The following is an 18,231-nucleotide window of genomic DNA, read 5'->3' on the forward strand; positions in this document are numbered from 1 at the left end:
TCAGCGCCCGTCGGCCGGCAGATAGCGATCGACGATCAGATGCCATTGCTCGCTTTCCAGCGTCGACAGGATGGCGATATTGATGGCTTCGCGCGCCGGATCGTTCTTGGGCAGGATCAGACCGTAATTCTGCTGCGAGAAGGAAAGGCCCGCCAGATAAAGTCCGGAAAAATCGCGAAGTCCCCATTGCAGCGCCGCCCGGTCATAGACAAAGGCGTCGATCTCGCCATGGGAAAGCGCTTTGAGCCCGGTCTCCAGATCCGGATAGTTCTCGGGAGCAACGTGGAGAATATCGAGTTCAGAGGCCGCCGAGGACCGGGGGACCGTACCGACCCTCAGGCCGCCGAGGTCGCCGACGCTCTCGATCGCGCTGGTGCTGATCGAGGAGGTCAGTCCGGCGGCAAGTTGCGCCGTCGTGATCGCCGCCAGGATCAAGGCCGCGAACATCCAGAACATGGCCAGCAACCGTCCGAGAAAGGTTACCGGCGCCTTGTCGCCATAGCCGACAGTGGTCATCGTCACCGTCGCCCACCAGAACCCGGAGAACACGCCGCGCGCCGGCCGCGGCTCGAATTGTTCGGGATTGGCCCGCCGCTCCAGAAGCCAGATCAGCGCGCCGATGATGAAGACGGGGCCGGTCAGCAGGCCGAGCATGTAGAGAAAGGCCGGCGAGGTCAGCAGTTCCAGCATGAAGCGCGGGCCGAGCCGATCGACGAGCCGGACCGCGACGCCGACGCTGCCGCTGTAATAGGGCTGTGTAAAGTCGATCACCGCCTCGTCGCGCGCATTGATCGGAACGGGGCCGATCGCCGCGCCAAGCGTTCCGTCCTCAACCCTTGCGACCATGTCGGCCGGATCGGTCTCAACGAGCCGGTAGTCGGTATCGAGGTTGCGGCTGAGCGCATTCATCAGGTCGACGCCGAGCCCGTACCAGGATCCGTCCCGGTCCTGCATCACGAAGGGCGGAACGGCATGCACGCCGACCGCCACGGGCGCCTGCGCGGCTGAGTCTGTCTGGTCTGCCGGCTGCTGCGCCCATGCGCCGCCTGTTGAAAAGCCAAGAATCAGCAAGGCCAAAAGGCAAGAAAGCGCTTGGGTGACGGACAGGCTGGATACGGAAAAGAAGCTCAGTTTCATGACATCCCGGCTCGATGGTGAACAACCACGGCTATAGCGCCAATGGCATTGCCTGTTAAGCGCGATCGGCACGAAAAAGGGCGCGCCGCCGGCGCGCCCCTTGATGCATTGAGCGACCGCCGCGCTTAACGGCAGGCGGCGCAGAAGCGCTGGATGCGGTTGCAGGCGTCTTCCAGCTCCGCTTCCGAGGTTGCGTAGGAGATGCGGAAGTTCGGGCCGAGGCCGAAGGCCGAACCGTGAACCACGGCGACGCCTTCGGATTCCAGAAGCTCGGTGACGAAATCCTCGTCCGTCTCCATCACCTTGCCGGTCGGCGCGGTCTTGCCCATCAGCGCGGCGCAGGAGGGGTAGACGTAGAACGCGCCTTCGGGAACCGGGCACTCGATGCCGGTCGCCTGGTTGAGCATGGAAACCACCAGGTCGCGGCGTTTCTCGAAGGCGGCCTTACGCTCGGGGATGAAGTCCTGCGTGCCGTTCAGCGCCTCGACGGAGGCCCATTGCGCGATCGAGCATGCGCCGGAGGTCTGCTGGCTCTGGATCGTCGTCATCGCCTTGATCAGCACTTCCGGACCTGCCGCATAGCCGATACGCCAGCCGGTCATCGCATAGGCTTTCGAAACGCCGTTCATGGTGAGCGTGCGGTCGTAGAGGCCGGACTCGACCTCTACCGGCGTGACGAATTTGAAATCGCCGTAGGTCAGATGCTCATACATGTCGTCGGTCAGCACCCAGACGTTTTCGTGGCGCATCAGCACGTCGGTGAGCGCCTTCAGCTCGTCATGGGTATAGGCGGCGCCCGACGGGTTTGACGGCGAGTTGAAGATGAACCACTTGGTCTTGGGCGTGATCGCCTTTTCGAGATCCTCGGCCTGCAGCTTGTAATTGTTTTCCTTCGTTGCGGAAACGAAGACCGGCGTGCCGCCGCAAAGCGCTACCATTTCCGGATAGGACACCCAGTAAGGGGCCGGGATGACGACTTCGTCGCCCGGGTTCAGCGTCGCCATGAAGGCGTTGAACAGGATCTGCTTGCCGCCCGTGCCGACGATCGTCTGCGACGGCTTGTAGTCGAGATTGTTCTCGCGCTTGAACTTGGCGGCGATGGCCTCGCGCAGCGGCTGGATGCCGGGCACGGGCGTGTACTTCGTCTCGCCGCGATTGATCGCCTCGATGGCGGCCTGCTTGATGTTGTCCGGCGTATCGAAGTCGGGTTCGCCGGCGCCGAGGCTGATGACATCGCGCCCTTTCGCTTTGAGGTCGCGTGCTTTCTGCGCCACGGCGATGGTGGCAGAGGGCTTCACACGAGAAAGAGCGTCAGCAAGAAGGGCCATTTTCAATGTCCTGATGTCTAGATTGAACCTTGGAAAGCCGCCGGATCGCGGCATTTTTTCCAAGTAGCTGGTCTAAGCCCAATTTGCCCGCCGTTTCAAGCGCTATCCTCGGTTCTTGCCCAATTCCGGGCCGGCTGTGCCCTTCTTGAAACGCAACATCGCGAGGTGACGCCGTGTCCCGCGCGTCGCGCCGCAAAACCGGCGGCGGTTAACCATGCCATGATTCCGCCTCAAAATGGGTCCCCTTCGACCGGTTTTCATCCAGAAGCTGTCGCAATTTCATGGCCTTGTGGCAGGCACCGAACGACCGGATGAAGGAGAAGGTCCATGTGGACGAAAACGGACATGCTGAAGGCGGCGAGAACGGCAAAGTGGAAGCGCGGACTTTCGGCGCTCGCTCTGCTCGGCACGCCCGCGCTGATGGCCATGACGCCCTTCCCGGCGGTGGCCCGCACCGGTCTCGACACCGCGCCCCTTGCAGCCGCCGATCCGGCATCCTCATTCTTTTCCGAATACCTGCCCTTCGCTGGCTCTTCCGGTACGGCCTATCACGACCTTCTCAGCCATGCACTTGCCCGTGACCTCCTGATCGGCGCGATGCTGGCGATCGCGATCGCCATGGTCGCGGGCGCATCCTTCCTGTGGCGGGAAAACGTCAATCACCTCCAGAAAGAGGCCGACCGAAAGAAACGCGGCGTCCTCGACATTTTTTGAAGAGACCGGCTTCCGCAACGTACCGAAAGCCGGATTTCCTTCCGGGCGTCATTGCATTTTCCCCTGGCGAAGCTCCTTCCAGCCCCTAAAACTTTTACCGTTTGATAAAATTTTGAATTCGCGCTAGCATTCCATCCAATAACCTTAAAAACGGGGAACATTGCGATGCGAAATCCGGAACCTGCCTTGAAGGGCGGGCGCCTTGCGCCCGACGACTATCACAAGAATTTTGCCGACCTGCACCCGCCGCTCGACCGGCACGAGGCGGCGGTCGAGGCCGATCGCTGCTATTTCTGCTACGACGCGCCCTGCATGACGGCCTGTCCGACAGCGATCGACATTCCGCTGTTCATCCGCCAGATCTCGACGGACAACCCGCTGGGCGCTGCGAAAACCATCTTCGACCAGAACATTTTCGGCGGTATGTGCGCGCGCGTCTGTCCCACCGAAACGCTGTGCGAGGAAGCCTGCGTGCGCAACACGGCAGAGAAGAAGCCGGTCGAGATCGGCCTTCTGCAGCGCTACGCCACCGATACGGCGATGGAAAAGAACACGCAGTTCTACACACGCGCCCACGAGACCGGCAAACGCGTCGCCGTGGTCGGCGCAGGACCCGCGGGTCTTGCCTGCGCCCATCGCCTCGCCATGGCCGGCCACGACGTGGTCGTGCTGGAGGCGAAGGACAAGGCTGGCGGCCTCAACGAATACGGCCTTGCCGCCTACAAGACCGTCGACGATTTCGCCCAGAAGGAGATCGCCTATCTGCTTGAAATCGGCGGGATCGAAATTCGTGGCGGGCAGATGCTCGGCCGCGATTTCACCCTCGGGGAACTCCGCCGCGACTATGACGCCGTCTTCCTCGGCATGGGCCTTGGGGGCGTTAATGAACTCGGCATCCCCGGCGAGGACCTCGGCGCCTGCGAGAACGCCGTCGATTTCATCGAGAACCTGCGCCAGGCCGACGACTTCTCGACTGTTTCCGTCGGCTCTCACGTCGTCGTTCTCGGCGGCGGCATGACGGCGATCGATGCCGCGGTGCAGTCGAAGCTGCTGGGCGCGGACGAGGTGACGCTCTGCTATCGACGCGGCGCGGATGCCATGGGCGCCTCGCAATTCGAGCAGGACCTTGCCGCCTCGCGCGGCGTCTTCATCCGCCACTACCTCGCGCCGAAGGAAATCATCGGCGAGGACGGTCACGTCTCCGGCGTGCTGTTCGAGCATACGGAAATCCGCGACGGAAAGCTCGTCGGCACGGGCGAGACCGGCGTGATTGCCGCCGACCACGTGCTGAAGGCCATCGGCCAGACCTTCGTCACCGAACATCTCGAAGGCCTGAAACTCGAGAACGGCCGCATCGCCGTTGATGCGGAGGGCCGGACGTCGCTGGCCGACGTCTGGGCAGGTGGCGACTGCATCAAGCGCGGCGAGGACCTGACCGTTACCTCGGTTCAGCAGGGCCGCGACGCCGCCATTTCCATCAATCTCGTTCTCGCCGGCGAAGCGCCGCTGGCAAGCGCCGTGGCTTAAGGAGAGCAAGGACATGGCTGATCTCAGAAACAATTTCGTCGGTATCAAATCGCCCAACCCGTTCTGGCTCGCCTCCGCGCCGCCGACGGACAAGGCCTATAATGTCGAGCGCGCCTTCCGTGAAGGCTGGGGCGGCGTCGTGTGGAAGACGCTCGGCGAGGAAGGCCCGCCGGTCGTCAACGTCAACGGCCCGCGTTATGGCGCGATCTGGGGCGCCGACCGCCGGCTTCTCGGGCTCAACAATATCGAGTTGATCACCGACCGCGATCTCTATCTGAACCTCCGCGAAATCAAGGAAGTGAAGATGCGCTGGCCGGACCGGGCCATCGTGGTTTCCATCATGGTGCCCTGCGACGAGGAGAGCTGGAAGGCGATCCTGCCGCTGGTCGAAGAGACAGGCGCCGACGGGATCGAGCTCAATTTCGGCTGTCCCCACGGCATGTCGGAGCGCGGCATGGGCGCCGCCGTCGGCCAGGTGCCGGAATATGTCGAAATGGTGGTGCGCTGGTGCAAGCAATATACCCGCATGCCGGTGATCACCAAGCTGACGCCGAACATCACGGACATTCGCCATTCCGCGCGCGCGGCCCATCGCGGCGGCACCGATGCAGTGTCGCTGATCAACACGATCAATTCCATCGTCTCGGTCGACCTCGACACTTTCGCGCCGATCCCGACGGTCGGCGGCAAGGGCACCCATGGCGGCTATTGCGGCCCGGCGGTCAAGCCGATCGCGCTCAACATGGTGGCCGAGATCGCCCGCGACCCGGAAACCGCCGGCCTGCCGATTTCCGGCATCGGCGGCATCACCACCTGGCGGGACGCGGCCGAATTCATGGTGCTCGGCGCCGGCAATGTGCAGGTCTGCACGGCGGCGATGACCTACGGATTCAAGATCGTCAAGGAAATGATCTCCGGCCTTTCGGCGTGGATGGACACGAAGGGCTTCGCCACGCTCGACGAGATTTCCGGCCGCGCCGTGCCGAATGTCACCGACTGGCAATACCTCAACCTCAATTCCATAACCAAGGCCCGCATCGACCAGGACGCCTGCATCAAATGCGGCCGCTGCCACATTGCCTGCGAGGACACCTCGCACCAGGCGATCACGGCCATGGTCGACGGCGAACGCCACTTCATGGTGAAGGAAGAAGACTGCGTCGGCTGCAATCTCTGCGTCAATGTCTGCCCCGTTGAAAACTGCATCGACATGGTGACGCTGGCACCCGGTGAAACGGACCGGCGCACCGGCAAGACGGTTTCCGCCGACTACGCCAACTGGACGTCTCACCCGAACAACCCGATGGCGACGAAGGCGGCCGAATAGGCACGCCTCAAACAATAACACATGAGAAAGCCATGGGGTCGCGCCGGCCCCATGGCTTTTTGTCTCTACCAATCATGTATTTTTAGAGATAAATCAAACAGAACAATCTAATATACTTATATTTCTCTTCGAATATTAAGTATATATATAGGATAAAACTCTTTTTACATTGATTTCGCCTCACAATGTCCTGCAGCATGCGAAGCAAGGCAGGAGACGGGAGCAGGCGAGAGAATGCTGAAGCCGGCAGCACAGCGACGAAAAAGATCTTACCGGTTGACGCCGAGCGACATTCTCGCTCTGGCCGTCGTCGCGCTCGTGCTCGGCTCGATGATCGTCGCCAATCGCCAGGCCGAATACAATTTCACCGAGAACCTGCGGCTGAAGACATCGGAGCGCATGGCGGTTTCCACGGCACGCCTTGAGGCGGATCTGGAAGAGAACCTCCGGCTGGTGGAGGGGATGGGCGTTGCGCTCTCGCTCGAGCCCGAAATCGATGCCGACCGCTTTGCGCGGCTGGCCGACAAGCTGGTCGAGGGCCACAACGCGATCGCAAGCATTGCGCTCGCCCGCGACCTCAAGATCACCATGGTCTATCCGCTCGAAGAAAACCGGGAGGCGATTGGACTGGATTACCGCGACCGTCCGGAACAGCTTGCCGCGATCGACAAGGCATTGCTCGCGCGCGGGGCGGTCGTTGACGGTCCGATCGTGCTGGTTCAGGGCGGCTCGGGGCTGCTCACCTACTATCCGCTCTATGACGGCGAGGACAGCGAGACCTGGGGCCTGCTCTCGGCAATCGTTTCACTCGAAGACCTGCTCGCCGACCGCACGATCACCGCGCGCCATCCCGACCTCGACCTTGCGCTTGCCAAGAACGGCCCTGACGGATCGCCGGCCGATATCCTTTTCGGGCGAGCGGCAATCTTCGAGGCCGATCCGGTCACGCAAGCGATCGAGCTTGCCAATACGCAATGGACGCTCGCCGCCGTACCGAAATCCGGCTGGAGCGAGCCGGTTTCTGAGGCGCTGCCCCGACAGATCATGATCGGCACGATCGGTCTCGTCATCATTGCAGCCGTTGTCGGCATCGCCTGGCTGATGCGCCTGCGCCAGCGAAACCTGGCAAAGCTCGGTCGGCTTTCCCGACGAATGCAGCTTGCCCTCGACGCCTCGAAGATCGGCGTCTGGGAGATGGATCTGGAGAGCGGCGAGGCCGTCTGGGACAGGCGGATGTACGCGCTTTACGGCAAATCGCCGGACTGCGGAAAAAGCCCCATGCAGATCTGGTTCGAAAGACTCCATCCCGACGATCTGAGAAAGGAAAAGACAAGGATGGAAATCACGATCGCCGAGGAAGCGGACTTCCGCAACACCTTCCGCATCGTGCTGGACGATGGAGAAACCCATCACATACAGGTCTTCGGCACGTTCTTCACGGACCCGGACGGCAAGGCGCGGATGATCGGCGTCAACTGGGACATAACCGAGGATGTCAGGCTTCACGAGAAGCTGAAAGGCGCCAATGTCGAGGCGCGCCAGAAGAATGCGGCGCTTGAAAAAGCGCAGAAGGTGCTGCGCCACAACGCGCTTCACGACGCGCTGACGGGCCTCGCCAACCGGCGCTATCTCGGCGAGGCCTTTGCCGGCGGCAAGGCCAGCGAGGCGATCGGGCCCGACGGACCGCCCTATGCCGTCCTGCACGTCGACCTCGACCGCTTCAAGGAGATTAACGACACGCTCGGCCATGCCGCGGGCGACGCGATGCTGCGCCACAGCGCCAACATGCTGCGCAGCATTGCCGGCGCCCACGACTTCCTTGCGCGCGTCGGCGGCGACGAGTTCACGCTGGTGACCGGCTGGGATGGCAATGTCGAACGGCTGACACGTCTGGCGCAGGAGATCATCCGCGCCCTTGGCCGGCCACTCCAATATGGCGAGCACCATGTGCGCGTCAGCGCCAGCGTCGGCATCGCCTGGATCGACAGCGAGACGACCACGATGCGCGATGCGCTCGTCAACGCCGGCATCGCGCTCTATGAGGCCAAGCGCATGGGCCGCAACCAGTTCGTGATCTTCGACGCCACGCTGCGCAATATCGCGATTACCAACAAGAAGGTGGCCGACGAATTGCTGGCCGCCCTTGAAGAGGACCAGTTCGAGGTGTTCTACCAGCCTCAGATTTCCGCGCGCACCGAGGAGATACAGGGCGTCGAGGCGCTGGTGCGCTGGCATCACCCGACCCGCGGCACGCTCGCCCCGAGCCATTTCATCGGCACCGCCGAGACGACCGGATCGATCGCCCGTATTGACGCCGTCGTGTTGGAGAAGGCCTGCGCGCAATTTCAGACCTGGCAGCAATCCGGTCTTGCCGTTCCCCATATCTCGGTCAACATCTCCGCCCAGCGACTGATTGACCCGCTTCTTCTTCAGGGCATCTCGGAAAGCAGGCTCAAGCCCGGCCAACTCTGCATCGAACTTCTCGAATCAATTTCCTTTGACGATCAGGACACCAGCCTGGAAAGCGCGGTGGCGGCGATCAAGGCGCTCGGGGTCGATGTCGAGATTGACGATTTCGGCACCGGCTACGCCTCGATCCTCAGCCTGCTCTCATTGTCGCCGAAACGGCTGAAGATCGACCGGCAACTCGTGCTGCCCATCACCACCGGCCAGAGCCAGCGCCGTCTGGTCGCCTCGATCGTCGAGATCGGCAAGGCGCTCGGCATTGAAGTGATCGCCGAAGGCGTCGAAACGGCCGAGCATGCGCGCATCCTGCGCGAACTCGGCGTCGATGCCTTCCAGGGCTATTTCTTCGCGCCGCCGCTTTCGGCCGACGCCCTGACGCGTTTCGCGCGCGACAGGAACTGGCTCGCGCAAATCTCGTAAGGCCTCAGGCGGCACCCTTGCCGGGAATAAGCCCATTGATGAACAAGGCCTCGAGATAACGCGCAGCATCCTCGAATCGTCCCTCCCCCGAAAGCCCCTCGCCCAGCACCGCGCGCACCTGCACGTCGAAATCCGCATAATGCTGGGTCGTCGCCCAGATCGAGAAGATCAGGTGGTAGGGATCGACCTTGCGCAGCTTTCCGGCGGCCTGCCAGGCGCGAATCACCTTGGCCTTCTCGTCGACAAGGTCCTTCAACTCGCCCTTGAGGAAGGATTCGGTATTGGGCGCGCCCTGCAGCACCTCATTGGCGAAAAGCCGGCTTTCGCGCGGATAGTCCCGCGCCATTTCAAGCTTGCGACGGATATAGGAGCGGATCTCGGCGGCCGGGTCCTTCTCGACGTCGAAGACCCGGAGCGGGTCGAGCCAGATGTCCATCACCCGGGCGACAAGGGCCGCGAATACGGCCTCTTTCGAGCGAAAATAATAGAGCACGTTGGGTTTTGACATGCCGGCGGCCTCGGCGATCTGATCGACGGTCGCCCCTCTGAAACCGTTCGCCGAGAACACATCCAGAGCGGCCTCGAGGATCAGCTCCTCCTTGGCCTCCTGTATGCGCGTCCGCCGCTGTGTTCGCCCCGCCCGTGGTGTCATTTCCACTTCCATCGCCCTTCATTCCGCACTGCAACCCGCAGCCAGTTTTGCACAAATTCGAATCTAGCCTAAACTTTAGGCTATTTTTTTGGAAAATGACGATTGAATTTGATGTTGATCACTTGAGCCTTGGCGCGGAAGTTGTAAAGTTTACCAAGCGGTCAAAAACGTGACCGATCCAAACAAGAAAGGCAATGCTCTCTTTCCGGCGGCTGGACCGGCGTTGGGCAAGGCCTCGGGAACAGAAACGGGGAACAGTCATGGCAGCCTTTGCAGGCGAGAACATGCGTATCAACGGCGACCGTCTTTGGGACGCGATCATGGAAATGGCCAGGATCGGACCCGGCGTCGCCGGCGGCAACAACCGCCAGACCTTGACGGATGAGGACGCGGAAGGCCGCGCGCTCTTTAAAGAATGGTGTGACGAAGCGGGCCTTTCGATGGGCGTCGACAAGATGGGCTCGATGTTCATGACCCGACCGGGCACCGATCCCGACGCACTGCCCGTCTATGTCGGCAGCCATCTCGACACCCAGCCGACCGGCGGCAAATATGACGGTGTGCTCGGCGTGCTGTCCGCGCTTGAACTGGTGCGCACGCTGAACGACCTTAATATCAAGACCAAGCACCCGATCGTGGTCACCAACTGGGCGAACGAGGAAGGCGCCCGCTTCGCGCCCGCCATGCTCGCCTCCGGCGTTTTCGCCGGCATGCACACGCTCGACTATGCCTATGGCCGCAAGGATCCAGAGGGCAAGGCCTATGGCGACGAGCTGAAGCGCATCGGCTGGCTGGGCGAGGAAGAGGTGGGCGCCCGCAAGATGCACGCCTATTACGAATACCACATCGAGCAAGGCCCGATCCTGGAAGCCGAAAAGAAGGAAATCGGCGTCGTCACCCACTGTCAGGGCCTCTGGTGGCTGGAATTTACGCTGACCGGCAAGGAAGCCCATACCGGCTCCACGCCGATGGCGATGCGCGTCAATGCCGGCCTTGCCATGGCCCGCATTCTGGAAATGGTGCAGAAAGTGGCGATGGATGCCCAGCCGAACGCTGTCGGCGGCGTCGGCCAGATGTTCTTCAAGCCCAATTCCCGCAATGTGCTGCCCGGCACCGTCACCTTCACCGTCGATATCCGCACGGTAGACCAGGACAAGCTCGACGGCATGCGCGCGGCGATCGAAAAACAGGCCGCCGAGATCTGCGAGGAGCTGGGCGTCGGCTGTTCGGTCGAGCCGGTCGGTCATTTCGATCCGGTCACCTTCGACCCCGAACTGGTGAAAAACGTTCGCGATGCCGCCGTCGAACTCGGATACGGTCACATGGACATCGTTTCCGGCGCAGGGCACGATGCCTGCTGGGCCGCCAAGGTCGCCCCCGCCACCATGGTGATGTGCCCCTGCGTCGACGGGCTGTCGCACAACGAGGCCGAGGACATTTCCAAGGAATGGGCCACCGCCGGCGCGGACGTGTTGCTCAGGGCAGTGTTGAAGACGGCGGAGATTGTGGAGTAGTGGCTTTCGCTCTATATTCTTGGGACGAAGGGATTATCCGATGTCCGACAAGGTTACAAATGAGCTTATATTTGAAACGCTCAAACGTATGCAGGAAGCGCTTGCCCTGCACACGCAGTATCACCTTGAAACCAAAGAGCGGCTCGGCTTCATTGAACAGCAATATGCCAGCATCTCACGACGCATCGATCGCATGGACGGGCGCATTGCACGCATCGAGAAGCGGCTCGACCTGGTCGACGGATAGCCGCCGCTCCTTTCTCACCACCGGCAACACGGCATGAAAAGCAAACCGAAGGACGCAACACCGGCTCTCCGATCGCGCGGCTTCATCGGCGCGAAACCGGCCTCGACCGTCAGCGGCGGGGCGGCGGTCGCGCCGCAGCCAGGCGAAGCGGCCAGAAGCCGGGGGAGTATCAGCCCCAATCTAGGCGCAGCACCTTCGGACATGAACGAGAACACCTACCCGCGGGGAAAATACCGGCTGAAATAGACACCATCAAAACGAGAAGCGGAAAACCGCCCGTTTGAAAATCAAGGGAACAGCAGAATGAGCACAGTTATCAAGGGCGGCACGATTGTCACCGCCGACCTGACCTATAAATCCGATGTAAAGATCGAGGACGGCAAGATCGTCGCGATCGGCCCCGATCTTTCCGGCGACGAGACGCTGGATGCCACCGGCTGTTTCGTCATGCCCGGCGGCATCGATCCGCATGTGCACCTGCAGATGCCGTTCATGGGCACTTATTCCTCGGATGACTTTGCCAGCGGTACGCGCGCGGCTGTTGCCGGCGGCACGACCATGGTCGTCGATTTCTGCCTGCCCGATCCCGGCCAGTCGCTGTTCGATGCAATCAAGCGCTGGGACAACAAGTCGACCAGTGCGGCCTGCGACTATTCCTTCCACATGGCGATTACCTGGTGGGACAAGCAGGTGTTTGACGAGATGGAAGCGGTCGTCAAGGAACACGGCATCAACACCTTCAAGCACTTCATGGCCTATAAGGGCGCGCTGATGGTGAATGACGACGAGATGTTCGCCTCCTTCCAGCGCTGTGCCGAACTTGGCGCCATGCCGCTGGTCCACGCCGAAAACGGCGATGTCGTTGCCAGCATGCAGGCAAAGCTGATGGCCGAAGGCAATAATGGCCCGGAAGGCCACGCTTATTCGCGCCCGCCGGAAGTGGAAGGCGAGGCCACCAACCGCGCCATCATGATCGCCGACATGGCCGGCGTGCCGCTTTACGTGGTCCATACCTCCTGCGAGCAAAGCCACGAGGCGATCCGCCGCGCCAAGCAGAAGGGTATGCGGGTCTATGGCGAGCCGCTGATCCAGCATCTGATGCTCGATGAAAGCGAATATTTCGACAAGGACTGGGACCATTCCGCCCGTCGGGTGATGTCGCCGCCCTTCCGCAACAAGCAGCACCAGGACTCGCTCTGGGCCGGCCTGCAATCGGGCACGCTCTCCTGCGTTGCGACCGACCACTGTGCCTTCACAACCGAGCAGAAGCGCTACGGCGTCAACGACTTCACCAAGATCCCGAACGGTACGGGCGGCCTGGAAGACCGTCTGCCGCTTCTTTGGACCTATGGCGTGACGACCGGCAGGCTGACGATGAACGAATTCGTTGCCGTCACCTCCACCAACATTGCCAAGATCCTCAACATGTATCCGAAGAAGGGCGCCGTTCTGGTCGGCGCGGATGCCGATCTCATCGTCTGGGATCCGACGCTGGAAAAGACGATCACCGCCGACACCCAGGTTTCCGCCATCGATTACAACGTGTTCGAGGGCAAGCATGTGAAGGGCCTGCCGCGCTTCACCCTGTCACGCGGCAAGGTCGTTCTCGAGGAATCGACGCTGAAGACCGAGGAGGGACACGGCAAATACGTCAAGCGCGAGCCCTACCCGGCCGTCAACAAGGCGCTCTCCACCTGGAAGGACCTCGTTGCCCCGCGCAGAATAGAGCGCGCCGGCATTCCGCCTTCGGGGGTCTGACGCATGGACTGGTCAAGCGTAGCGGCCTTTGCCGCGACCGAGTTTCTTTTGTGCCTGTCGCCGGGGCCTGCCGTGCTGCTGGTCGTGGGGCTATCCATGCGGCAGGGCTTCTGGCGCTCGCAGGCGGCAGCGACCGGCATTCTGGCGACCAATGCGCTTTATTTCGCGCTGTCGGCCGCCGGCGTCGCCTCGCTGATCCTGATGAGCGCAACGCTCTTCAATGTGGTGAAAATCATCGGTGCGGTCTATCTCGCCTGGCTCGGCATCAAGATGATCGCCCCGCTGTTGTCTCGCCGGAAAGGTGAAGGCGGTTCGGCCTTGGCTGGTGCGGCAAATCTCAAACGCGTGACACCCGAAGCGCCGTTCAGGCTGTTCTTCCGCGGCTTCAGCGTACAGGCGGCAAACCCGAAAAACCTCGCCTTCTTCGTCGCCATCCTGCCGCAATTCGTCAACCCGACGGGCGATGTAGCGATGCAGATGGTGGTCTTCGGCGGCATTTCGGTGATGCTCGAACTGCCGATCCTGCTCATCTATGCGCTCGCCTTCTCCGCCCTTGCCCGGGTGGTGACGGAACGCGCGGTGGCCTGGCTCGAGGCGTCCGCCGGCGGCATTCTGGTGATGTTGGGGGCAGCGCTTGCCCTGCAGAAGAGGGCGTGAGCGGATGAGCGACGACAACACCATCCGCATCGCCGTCGCGCTGATCATCAACGACAAGGGCGAGATGCTGACCGTGCGCAAGCGCGGCACGGCGGCCTTCATGCAGCCCGGCGGCAAGATTGACGAAGGCGAGACCCCGATCGCGGCCCTCATTCGTGAACTGGACGAGGAACTGGCGCTGAAGCTAGCGCCCGAAGTCTTCCGGCCGGAAGGGCACCACCGCGAAAGAGCGGCGAACGAACCCGGAATGATCGTCGAGGCGGAAGCCTTTTCGACCTTCGCCGCGCCGGAGGTCGCGCCGCAGGCGGAAATCGCAGAATGTCGGTGGCTGCCGCTTTTCGGGCCGGTCGGCGTGAAACGCGCCGCCTTGAGCGAACGCCACCTGTTTCCCATCGCGCGAAAACGATTTTCAGAACTGGAGAGCGCAGAATGAATGACAAGGCGCCCCTTTCCGTCGTCTCGGCGAAGGATCTCTGTCTCACCTTTACGACCAATGACGGTCCGGTCCACGCCCTGAAGGATGTCAATCTGGAGGTCAAGAAGGGCGATTTCGTCTCCTTCATCGGTCCGTCCGGCTGCGGCAAGACCACCTTTCTGCGGGTGATCGCCGACCTTGAGAAAAAAACCGCCGGCGAGATCACCGTCAACGGCACCACGCCGGAAAACGCCCGGCTTGACCGCGCCTATGGCTATGTGTTTCAGGCCGCCGCCCTTTATCCCTGGCGCACGATCGAGAAGAATGTCGCCCTGCCGCTCGAAATCATGGGCTATACCAAGGCCGACCAGACCCGCCGCATCGAACGGGTGCTGGAGCTGGTGGACCTTGCAGGCTTCGGGAAGAAATTCCCATGGCAGCTATCGGGCGGCATGCAGCAGCGCGCCTCGATTGCCCGCGCGCTCGCCTTCGATGCCGATCTTCTGCTGATGGACGAGCCCTTTGGCGCGCTCGACGAGATCGTCCGCGACCATCTGAACGAGCAATTGCTGAAGCTCTGGGCCGCGACCAACAAGACCATCTGCTTCGTCACGCACTCGATCCCCGAGGCCGTCTATCTATCGACCAAGATCGTGGTGATGAGCCCGCGCCCCGGCCGGGTGACCGATGTGATTGATTCGACGCTGCCGAAGGAACGCCCGCTCGACATTCGCGAAAGCCCGGAATTCCTGAAGATCGCCCATCGCGTGCGCGAGGGACTGAGAGCGGGGCATAGTTATGAGTGAGCGCCTGCCGCACCCTCACGCCGTCACCCCGGCCTTGAGCCGGGGTCCAGGGCGGCACGGCCTGAACGCGCGAACCGGTTCTGCTGCCGGACATCAAACGCTGCCTCCCGTTGTTTGGGCCTGGATCCCGGCTCAAGGCCGGGATGACGGAAGAGGTTGGGGAGTGGCTAAAGGAACCGGCGGCCTCTCTTCGATCTCCCCCCTTGAGGGGGAGATGCCCCGACAGGGGCAGAGGGGAGTGAACCGCAAGCCCGAAACACCGCGCCGATTGGGGAGGGGTTACCCCTCTCTGTCGCTTTCGCGACATCTCCCCCTCAAGGGGGGAGCTTGGTGGGTGGGCTTGGCTGTTTCTGCAGACAATAGCAGGCCGCATTTGAAAGACGAAAGCGAGAAAGGACACCGCCATGCTGCGTGAACGCGTCCTTCCGGTTGCCACCGTCGTCTTTGCCATCCTGGCCATCTGGTGCGTCTTCGTCGTGGTGATGAACCGGCAGTTTGTCGAGGATCAGGCGCGCCGCGCCGGACAGGAGATCACCTTCGGCGAAATCGTCTCGCAATCCTACACGCTGGAGCGGCCGGTGCTGCCCTCCCCGCACCAGGTCGCGGCGGAACTCTGGAACACCACGGTCGAAAAGAAGATCACCTCCAAGCGCAGCCTCGTCTATCACGCCTGGATCACGCTGTCCTCCACCCTGCTCGGCTTTGCCATCGGCTCCGGTTTCGGCATCATTCTCGCCATCGCCATCGTCCACAACCGCACGATGGAACGCTCGATGATGCCGTGGATCATCGCCAGCCAGACGATTCCGATCATCGCCATCGCGCCGATGCTGATCGTCGTCCTGAACGCGATCGGCATTACCGGGCTTTTGCCCAAGGCGCTGATCTCGACCTATCTGTCTTTCTTCCCCGTCGCCGTCGGCATGGTCTCGGGGCTGCGTTCGCCCGACGCGCTGCAACTCGACCTGATGCGCACCTATAATGCCAATGACCGGCAGATCCTGTGGAAGCTCAGACTGCCGTCGGCCATGCCCTATCTTTTCACGTCGCTGAAAATCGCGATCGCGATTTCGCTGGTTGGCGCGATCATCGCCGAACTGCCGACGGGCGCGGTGGCCGGTCTTGGCGCGCGGCTCCTGTCAGGCTCCTATTACGGGCAGACGGTGCAGATCTGGTCGGCGCTGTTCATGGCCGCGATCCTCGCCTCCATTCTGGTCGCCATTGTCGGGCTTGCGCAAACCGCGGTCCTCAAACGCATGGGGGTCAAGCCATGAATGACGGTTTCGTCTTGTTCGCGATCGCCTTCTGGCTCGGCGGCTGGGCCTTCAACGAGTGGCTGGTGCGGCAGAAATTCTCCAACCCCGTGCTCAATCGCCTTGCCTGGTTTGCCGTGCCCGTCATTTTCGGCGCCGCGATCATCATCATCTGGGAAGGCGTCGTCATCGCCTTCGACATTCCGCCGATCCTGCTGCCTGCCCCAAGCGATGTCTGGGTGCGTCTGATCAATTCGCTGCCGATCCTCTGGGCCGATTTCCAGCAAACCTTCCTGAAGGCGGTGCTGATCGGTTATGCAATCGGCTGCGGCTCTGGTTTCATCGTCGCCATCCTCATCGACCGTTCGCCATTCCTCAAGAACGGGCTGCTGCCGTTCGGCAATTTCGTTTCGGCGCTGCCGATCGTCGGCATCGCACCGATCATGGTGATGTGGTTCGGCTTCGACTGGCCATCAAAGGCCGCCGTTGTCGTGGTCGCGACCTTTTTCCCGATGCTGGTCAACACCATCCAGGGCCTGTCCGCCTCATCCAGCATGGAGCGTGACCTGATGCGCACCTATGCCGCCTCCTGGTCACAGACGCTGATCAAGCTCCGGCTCCCGGCGGCATGGCCGTTCATTTTCAATGCGTTGAAGATCAATTCCACGCTGGCGCTGATCGGCGCCATTGTGGCAGAATTTTTCGGCACACCCACGGTCGGCATGGGGTTCCGGATTTCCACGGAAGTGGGCCGGGCCAATATCGACATGGTCTGGGCCGAAATTGCGGTGGCGGCGCTTGCCGGCTCCGCCTTTTATGGCGTGGTGGCGCTCATTCAGCGCGTCGTCACGTTCTGGCATCCCTCCGTCCGGTCCGGGCGGTCGTGATGAATCAAATATCGAAACCAAGGGGAACGACAACATGAAATCGACACTTCTCGCGGCATTGACCGCCGGTGGTCTGGCGCTCGGCGCAGGTCAGGCCTTTTCCGCAGATGAAATCACGCTGCAGCTCAAGTGGGTGACCCAGGCCCAGTTCGCCGGCTATTACGTGGCCCTCGAAAAAGGCTTCTACGAAGAAGAAGGCCTCGACGTCACCATCAAGCCCGGCGGCCCGGATATCGCGCCCGCTCAGGTTCTGGCCGGCGGCGGCGCAGACGTCATCGTCGACTGGATGCCGTCGGCGCTCGCAACGCGCGAAAAGGGCGTGCCGCTCGTCAACATCGCCCAGCCGTTCAAGTCTTCCGGCATGATGCTGACGTGTCTCAAGGAAAACAACGTGATGAGCCCGGAAGATTTCCCCGGCAAGACGCTGGGCGTCTGGTTCTACGGCAATGAATATCCGTTCCTGTCGTGGATGGCCCATCTCGGCATCCCGACCGATGGCGGCGAGGACGGCGTGACCGTGCTGAAACAGGGCTTCAACGTTGACCCGCTCTTGCAGAAGCAGGCGGCCTGCATCTCCACCATGACCTATAACGAATACTGGCAGGTGATCGACGCCGGCATTTCCGAGGACCAGCTCAACACCTTCAAATATGAGGATGAGGGCGTGGCGACGCTGGAGGACGGCCTCTACGTGCTGGAAGACGATCTCGCCGATCCGAAATTCAAGGAAGACATGGTGAAGTTCGTTCGCGCCTCGATGAAGGGCTGGAAATGGGCCGAGGAAAACCCGGACGAAGCCGCCGAGATCGTGCTCGAATATGACGACACCGGCGCCCAGACCGAAAAGCACCAGAAGCGGATGATGGGCGAAGTGGCCAAGCTGACGGCCGGCTCCAATGGCGCGCTTGACCCGGCCGACTACGAGCGCACCGTCGAGGTTCTTCTCGGCGGCGGCTCCGACCCGGTCATCACCAAGAAGCCGGAAGGCGCCTATACGCTGGAAATCACCGACGCGGCGCTTTCCAACTAAATTTCAAACACTTGATTAAATACTGATGCGCGCGGTTCTGTTCGGGACCGCGCGTATTGCATTTTTGCACCAGTTTCGATATTAATCGAACCA

At 61.8% G+C, this 18,231-nt stretch carries 16 protein-coding genes; 13 read left to right on the top strand and 3 right to left on the bottom strand.

The window, feature by feature from the left end; genetic code table 11:
- Together FF124_RS08470 and FF124_RS08475 are read right to left on the bottom strand one after the other, a co-directional pair.
- On the bottom strand, window positions 1-1,137 hold the full coding sequence (locus tag FF124_RS08470) for a transporter substrate-binding domain-containing protein (protein ID WP_138748057.1): 1,137 nt from the start codon (window positions 1,135-1,137) through the stop codon (window positions 1-3).
- Window positions 1,138-1,262: 125 nt separating this feature from the next.
- On the bottom strand, window positions 1,263-2,465 hold the full coding sequence (locus FF124_RS08475) for a pyridoxal phosphate-dependent aminotransferase (RefSeq protein WP_138748058.1): 1,203 nt from the start codon (window positions 2,463-2,465) through the stop codon (window positions 1,263-1,265).
- 327 nt (window positions 2,466-2,792) lie between these two features.
- Here FF124_RS08475 and FF124_RS08480 point away from each other — a divergent pair, with 327 nt between their 5' ends.
- The 4 genes from FF124_RS08480 (at window position 2,793) to FF124_RS08495 (ending at window position 8,919) form a co-directional block, all read left to right on the top strand.
- Entirely contained in the window at window positions 2,793-3,179 is a 387-nt protein-coding gene (locus FF124_RS08480; protein WP_138748059.1) for a hypothetical protein, read from the top strand.
- 165 nt (window positions 3,180-3,344) lie between these two features.
- Window positions 3,345-4,706: an NAD(P)-dependent oxidoreductase gene (locus FF124_RS08485; protein WP_138748060.1), complete on the top strand. Its 1,362-nt coding sequence runs from the start codon at window positions 3,345-3,347 to the stop codon at window positions 4,704-4,706.
- A 13-nt stretch (window positions 4,707-4,719) separates the two neighbouring features.
- Window positions 4,720-6,033: an NAD-dependent dihydropyrimidine dehydrogenase subunit PreA gene (gene preA / locus FF124_RS08490; RefSeq protein WP_138748061.1), complete on the top strand. Its 1,314-nt coding sequence runs from the start codon at window positions 4,720-4,722 to the stop codon at window positions 6,031-6,033.
- Between the two features lie 276 nt (window positions 6,034-6,309).
- Entirely contained in the window at window positions 6,310-8,919 is a 2,610-nt protein-coding gene (locus tag FF124_RS08495) for a bifunctional diguanylate cyclase/phosphodiesterase (protein WP_187326871.1), read from the top strand.
- Between the two features lie 4 nt (window positions 8,920-8,923).
- On the opposite strand, the gene FF124_RS08500 is transcribed toward FF124_RS08495, so the two are convergent.
- Window positions 8,924-9,571 (bottom strand): TetR family transcriptional regulator C-terminal domain-containing protein, encoded by a 648-nt coding sequence (locus tag FF124_RS08500; RefSeq protein ID WP_138748199.1) that lies wholly within the window; start codon window positions 9,569-9,571, stop codon window positions 8,924-8,926.
- A gap of 260 nt (window positions 9,572-9,831) precedes the next feature.
- Between FF124_RS08500 and FF124_RS08505 the strand changes: the two genes are divergently transcribed.
- From FF124_RS08505 to FF124_RS08545, 9 genes are all read left to right on the top strand, one after another.
- Complete coding sequence (locus FF124_RS08505; protein WP_138748063.1) at window positions 9,832-11,085, top strand: Zn-dependent hydrolase; 1,254 nt, start codon at window positions 9,832-9,834, stop codon at window positions 11,083-11,085.
- A gap of 40 nt (window positions 11,086-11,125) precedes the next feature.
- Window positions 11,126-11,332: a hypothetical protein gene (locus tag FF124_RS08510; protein WP_138748064.1), complete on the top strand. Its 207-nt coding sequence runs from the start codon at window positions 11,126-11,128 to the stop codon at window positions 11,330-11,332.
- 303 nt (window positions 11,333-11,635) lie between these two features.
- On the top strand, window positions 11,636-13,090 hold the full coding sequence (gene hydA / locus FF124_RS08515; protein WP_138748065.1) for a dihydropyrimidinase: 1,455 nt from the start codon (window positions 11,636-11,638) through the stop codon (window positions 13,088-13,090).
- 3 nt (window positions 13,091-13,093) lie between these two features.
- Window positions 13,094-13,747: a LysE family translocator gene (locus FF124_RS08520; protein ID WP_138748066.1), complete on the top strand. Its 654-nt coding sequence runs from the start codon at window positions 13,094-13,096 to the stop codon at window positions 13,745-13,747.
- 4 nt (window positions 13,748-13,751) lie between these two features.
- Window positions 13,752-14,180, top strand: coding sequence for an NUDIX hydrolase (locus tag FF124_RS08525; RefSeq protein WP_138748067.1), 429 nt, complete (start codon window positions 13,752-13,754; stop codon window positions 14,178-14,180).
- Entirely contained in the window at window positions 14,177-14,968 is a 792-nt protein-coding gene (locus tag FF124_RS08530; protein ID WP_138748068.1) for an ABC transporter ATP-binding protein, read from the top strand. The genes FF124_RS08525 and FF124_RS08530 overlap by 4 nt, the downstream gene beginning before the upstream one ends.
- A 404-nt stretch (window positions 14,969-15,372) precedes the next feature.
- Complete coding sequence (locus FF124_RS08535) at window positions 15,373-16,242, top strand: ABC transporter permease (RefSeq protein WP_138748069.1); 870 nt, start codon at window positions 15,373-15,375, stop codon at window positions 16,240-16,242.
- Entirely contained in the window at window positions 16,239-17,108 is an 870-nt protein-coding gene (locus tag FF124_RS08540) for an ABC transporter permease (protein WP_138748070.1), read from the top strand. Before FF124_RS08535 ends, FF124_RS08540 begins: the two co-directional genes overlap by 4 nt.
- A gap of 34 nt (window positions 17,109-17,142) precedes the next feature.
- A complete protein-coding gene (locus tag FF124_RS08545) occupies window positions 17,143-18,138 on the top strand; it encodes an ABC transporter substrate-binding protein (protein ID WP_138748071.1) in 996 nt (331 codons plus the stop codon).
- Window positions 18,139-18,231: the final 93 nt, after the last annotated feature.

The sequence above is a fragment of the Martelella lutilitoris genome (genome assembly GCF_005924265.1).
Lineage (GTDB): Bacteria > Pseudomonadota > Alphaproteobacteria > Rhizobiales > Rhizobiaceae > Martelella > Martelella lutilitoris.

Excerpts from the sequence above, each read along its gene's own strand:
- FF124_RS08470 (WP_138748057.1), bottom strand. The coding sequence starts at position 1,137 with ATGAAACTGAGCTTCTTTTCCGTATCCAGCCTGTCCGTCACCCAAGCG.
- FF124_RS08475 (WP_138748058.1), bottom strand. The coding sequence starts at position 2,465 with ATGGCCCTTCTTGCTGACGCTCTTTCTCGTGTGAAGCCCTCTGCCACC.
- FF124_RS08480 (WP_138748059.1), top strand. The coding sequence starts at position 2,793 with ATGTGGACGAAAACGGACATGCTGAAGGCGGCGAGAACGGCAAAGTGG.
- FF124_RS08485 (WP_138748060.1), top strand. The coding sequence starts at position 3,345 with ATGCGAAATCCGGAACCTGCCTTGAAGGGCGGGCGCCTTGCGCCCGAC.
- preA (WP_138748061.1), top strand. The coding sequence starts at position 4,720 with ATGGCTGATCTCAGAAACAATTTCGTCGGTATCAAATCGCCCAACCCG.
- FF124_RS08500 (WP_138748199.1), bottom strand. The coding sequence starts at position 9,571 with ATGACACCACGGGCGGGGCGAACACAGCGGCGGACGCGCATACAGGAG.
- FF124_RS08505 (WP_138748063.1), top strand. The coding sequence starts at position 9,832 with ATGGCAGCCTTTGCAGGCGAGAACATGCGTATCAACGGCGACCGTCTT.
- FF124_RS08510 (WP_138748064.1), top strand. The coding sequence starts at position 11,126 with ATGTCCGACAAGGTTACAAATGAGCTTATATTTGAAACGCTCAAACGT.
- hydA (WP_138748065.1), top strand. The coding sequence starts at position 11,636 with ATGAGCACAGTTATCAAGGGCGGCACGATTGTCACCGCCGACCTGACC.
- FF124_RS08520 (WP_138748066.1), top strand. The coding sequence starts at position 13,094 with ATGGACTGGTCAAGCGTAGCGGCCTTTGCCGCGACCGAGTTTCTTTTG.
- FF124_RS08525 (WP_138748067.1), top strand. The coding sequence starts at position 13,752 with ATGAGCGACGACAACACCATCCGCATCGCCGTCGCGCTGATCATCAAC.
- FF124_RS08530 (WP_138748068.1), top strand. The coding sequence starts at position 14,177 with ATGAATGACAAGGCGCCCCTTTCCGTCGTCTCGGCGAAGGATCTCTGT.
- FF124_RS08535 (WP_138748069.1), top strand. The coding sequence starts at position 15,373 with ATGCTGCGTGAACGCGTCCTTCCGGTTGCCACCGTCGTCTTTGCCATC.
- FF124_RS08540 (WP_138748070.1), top strand. The coding sequence starts at position 16,239 with ATGAATGACGGTTTCGTCTTGTTCGCGATCGCCTTCTGGCTCGGCGGC.
- FF124_RS08545 (WP_138748071.1), top strand. The coding sequence starts at position 17,143 with ATGAAATCGACACTTCTCGCGGCATTGACCGCCGGTGGTCTGGCGCTC.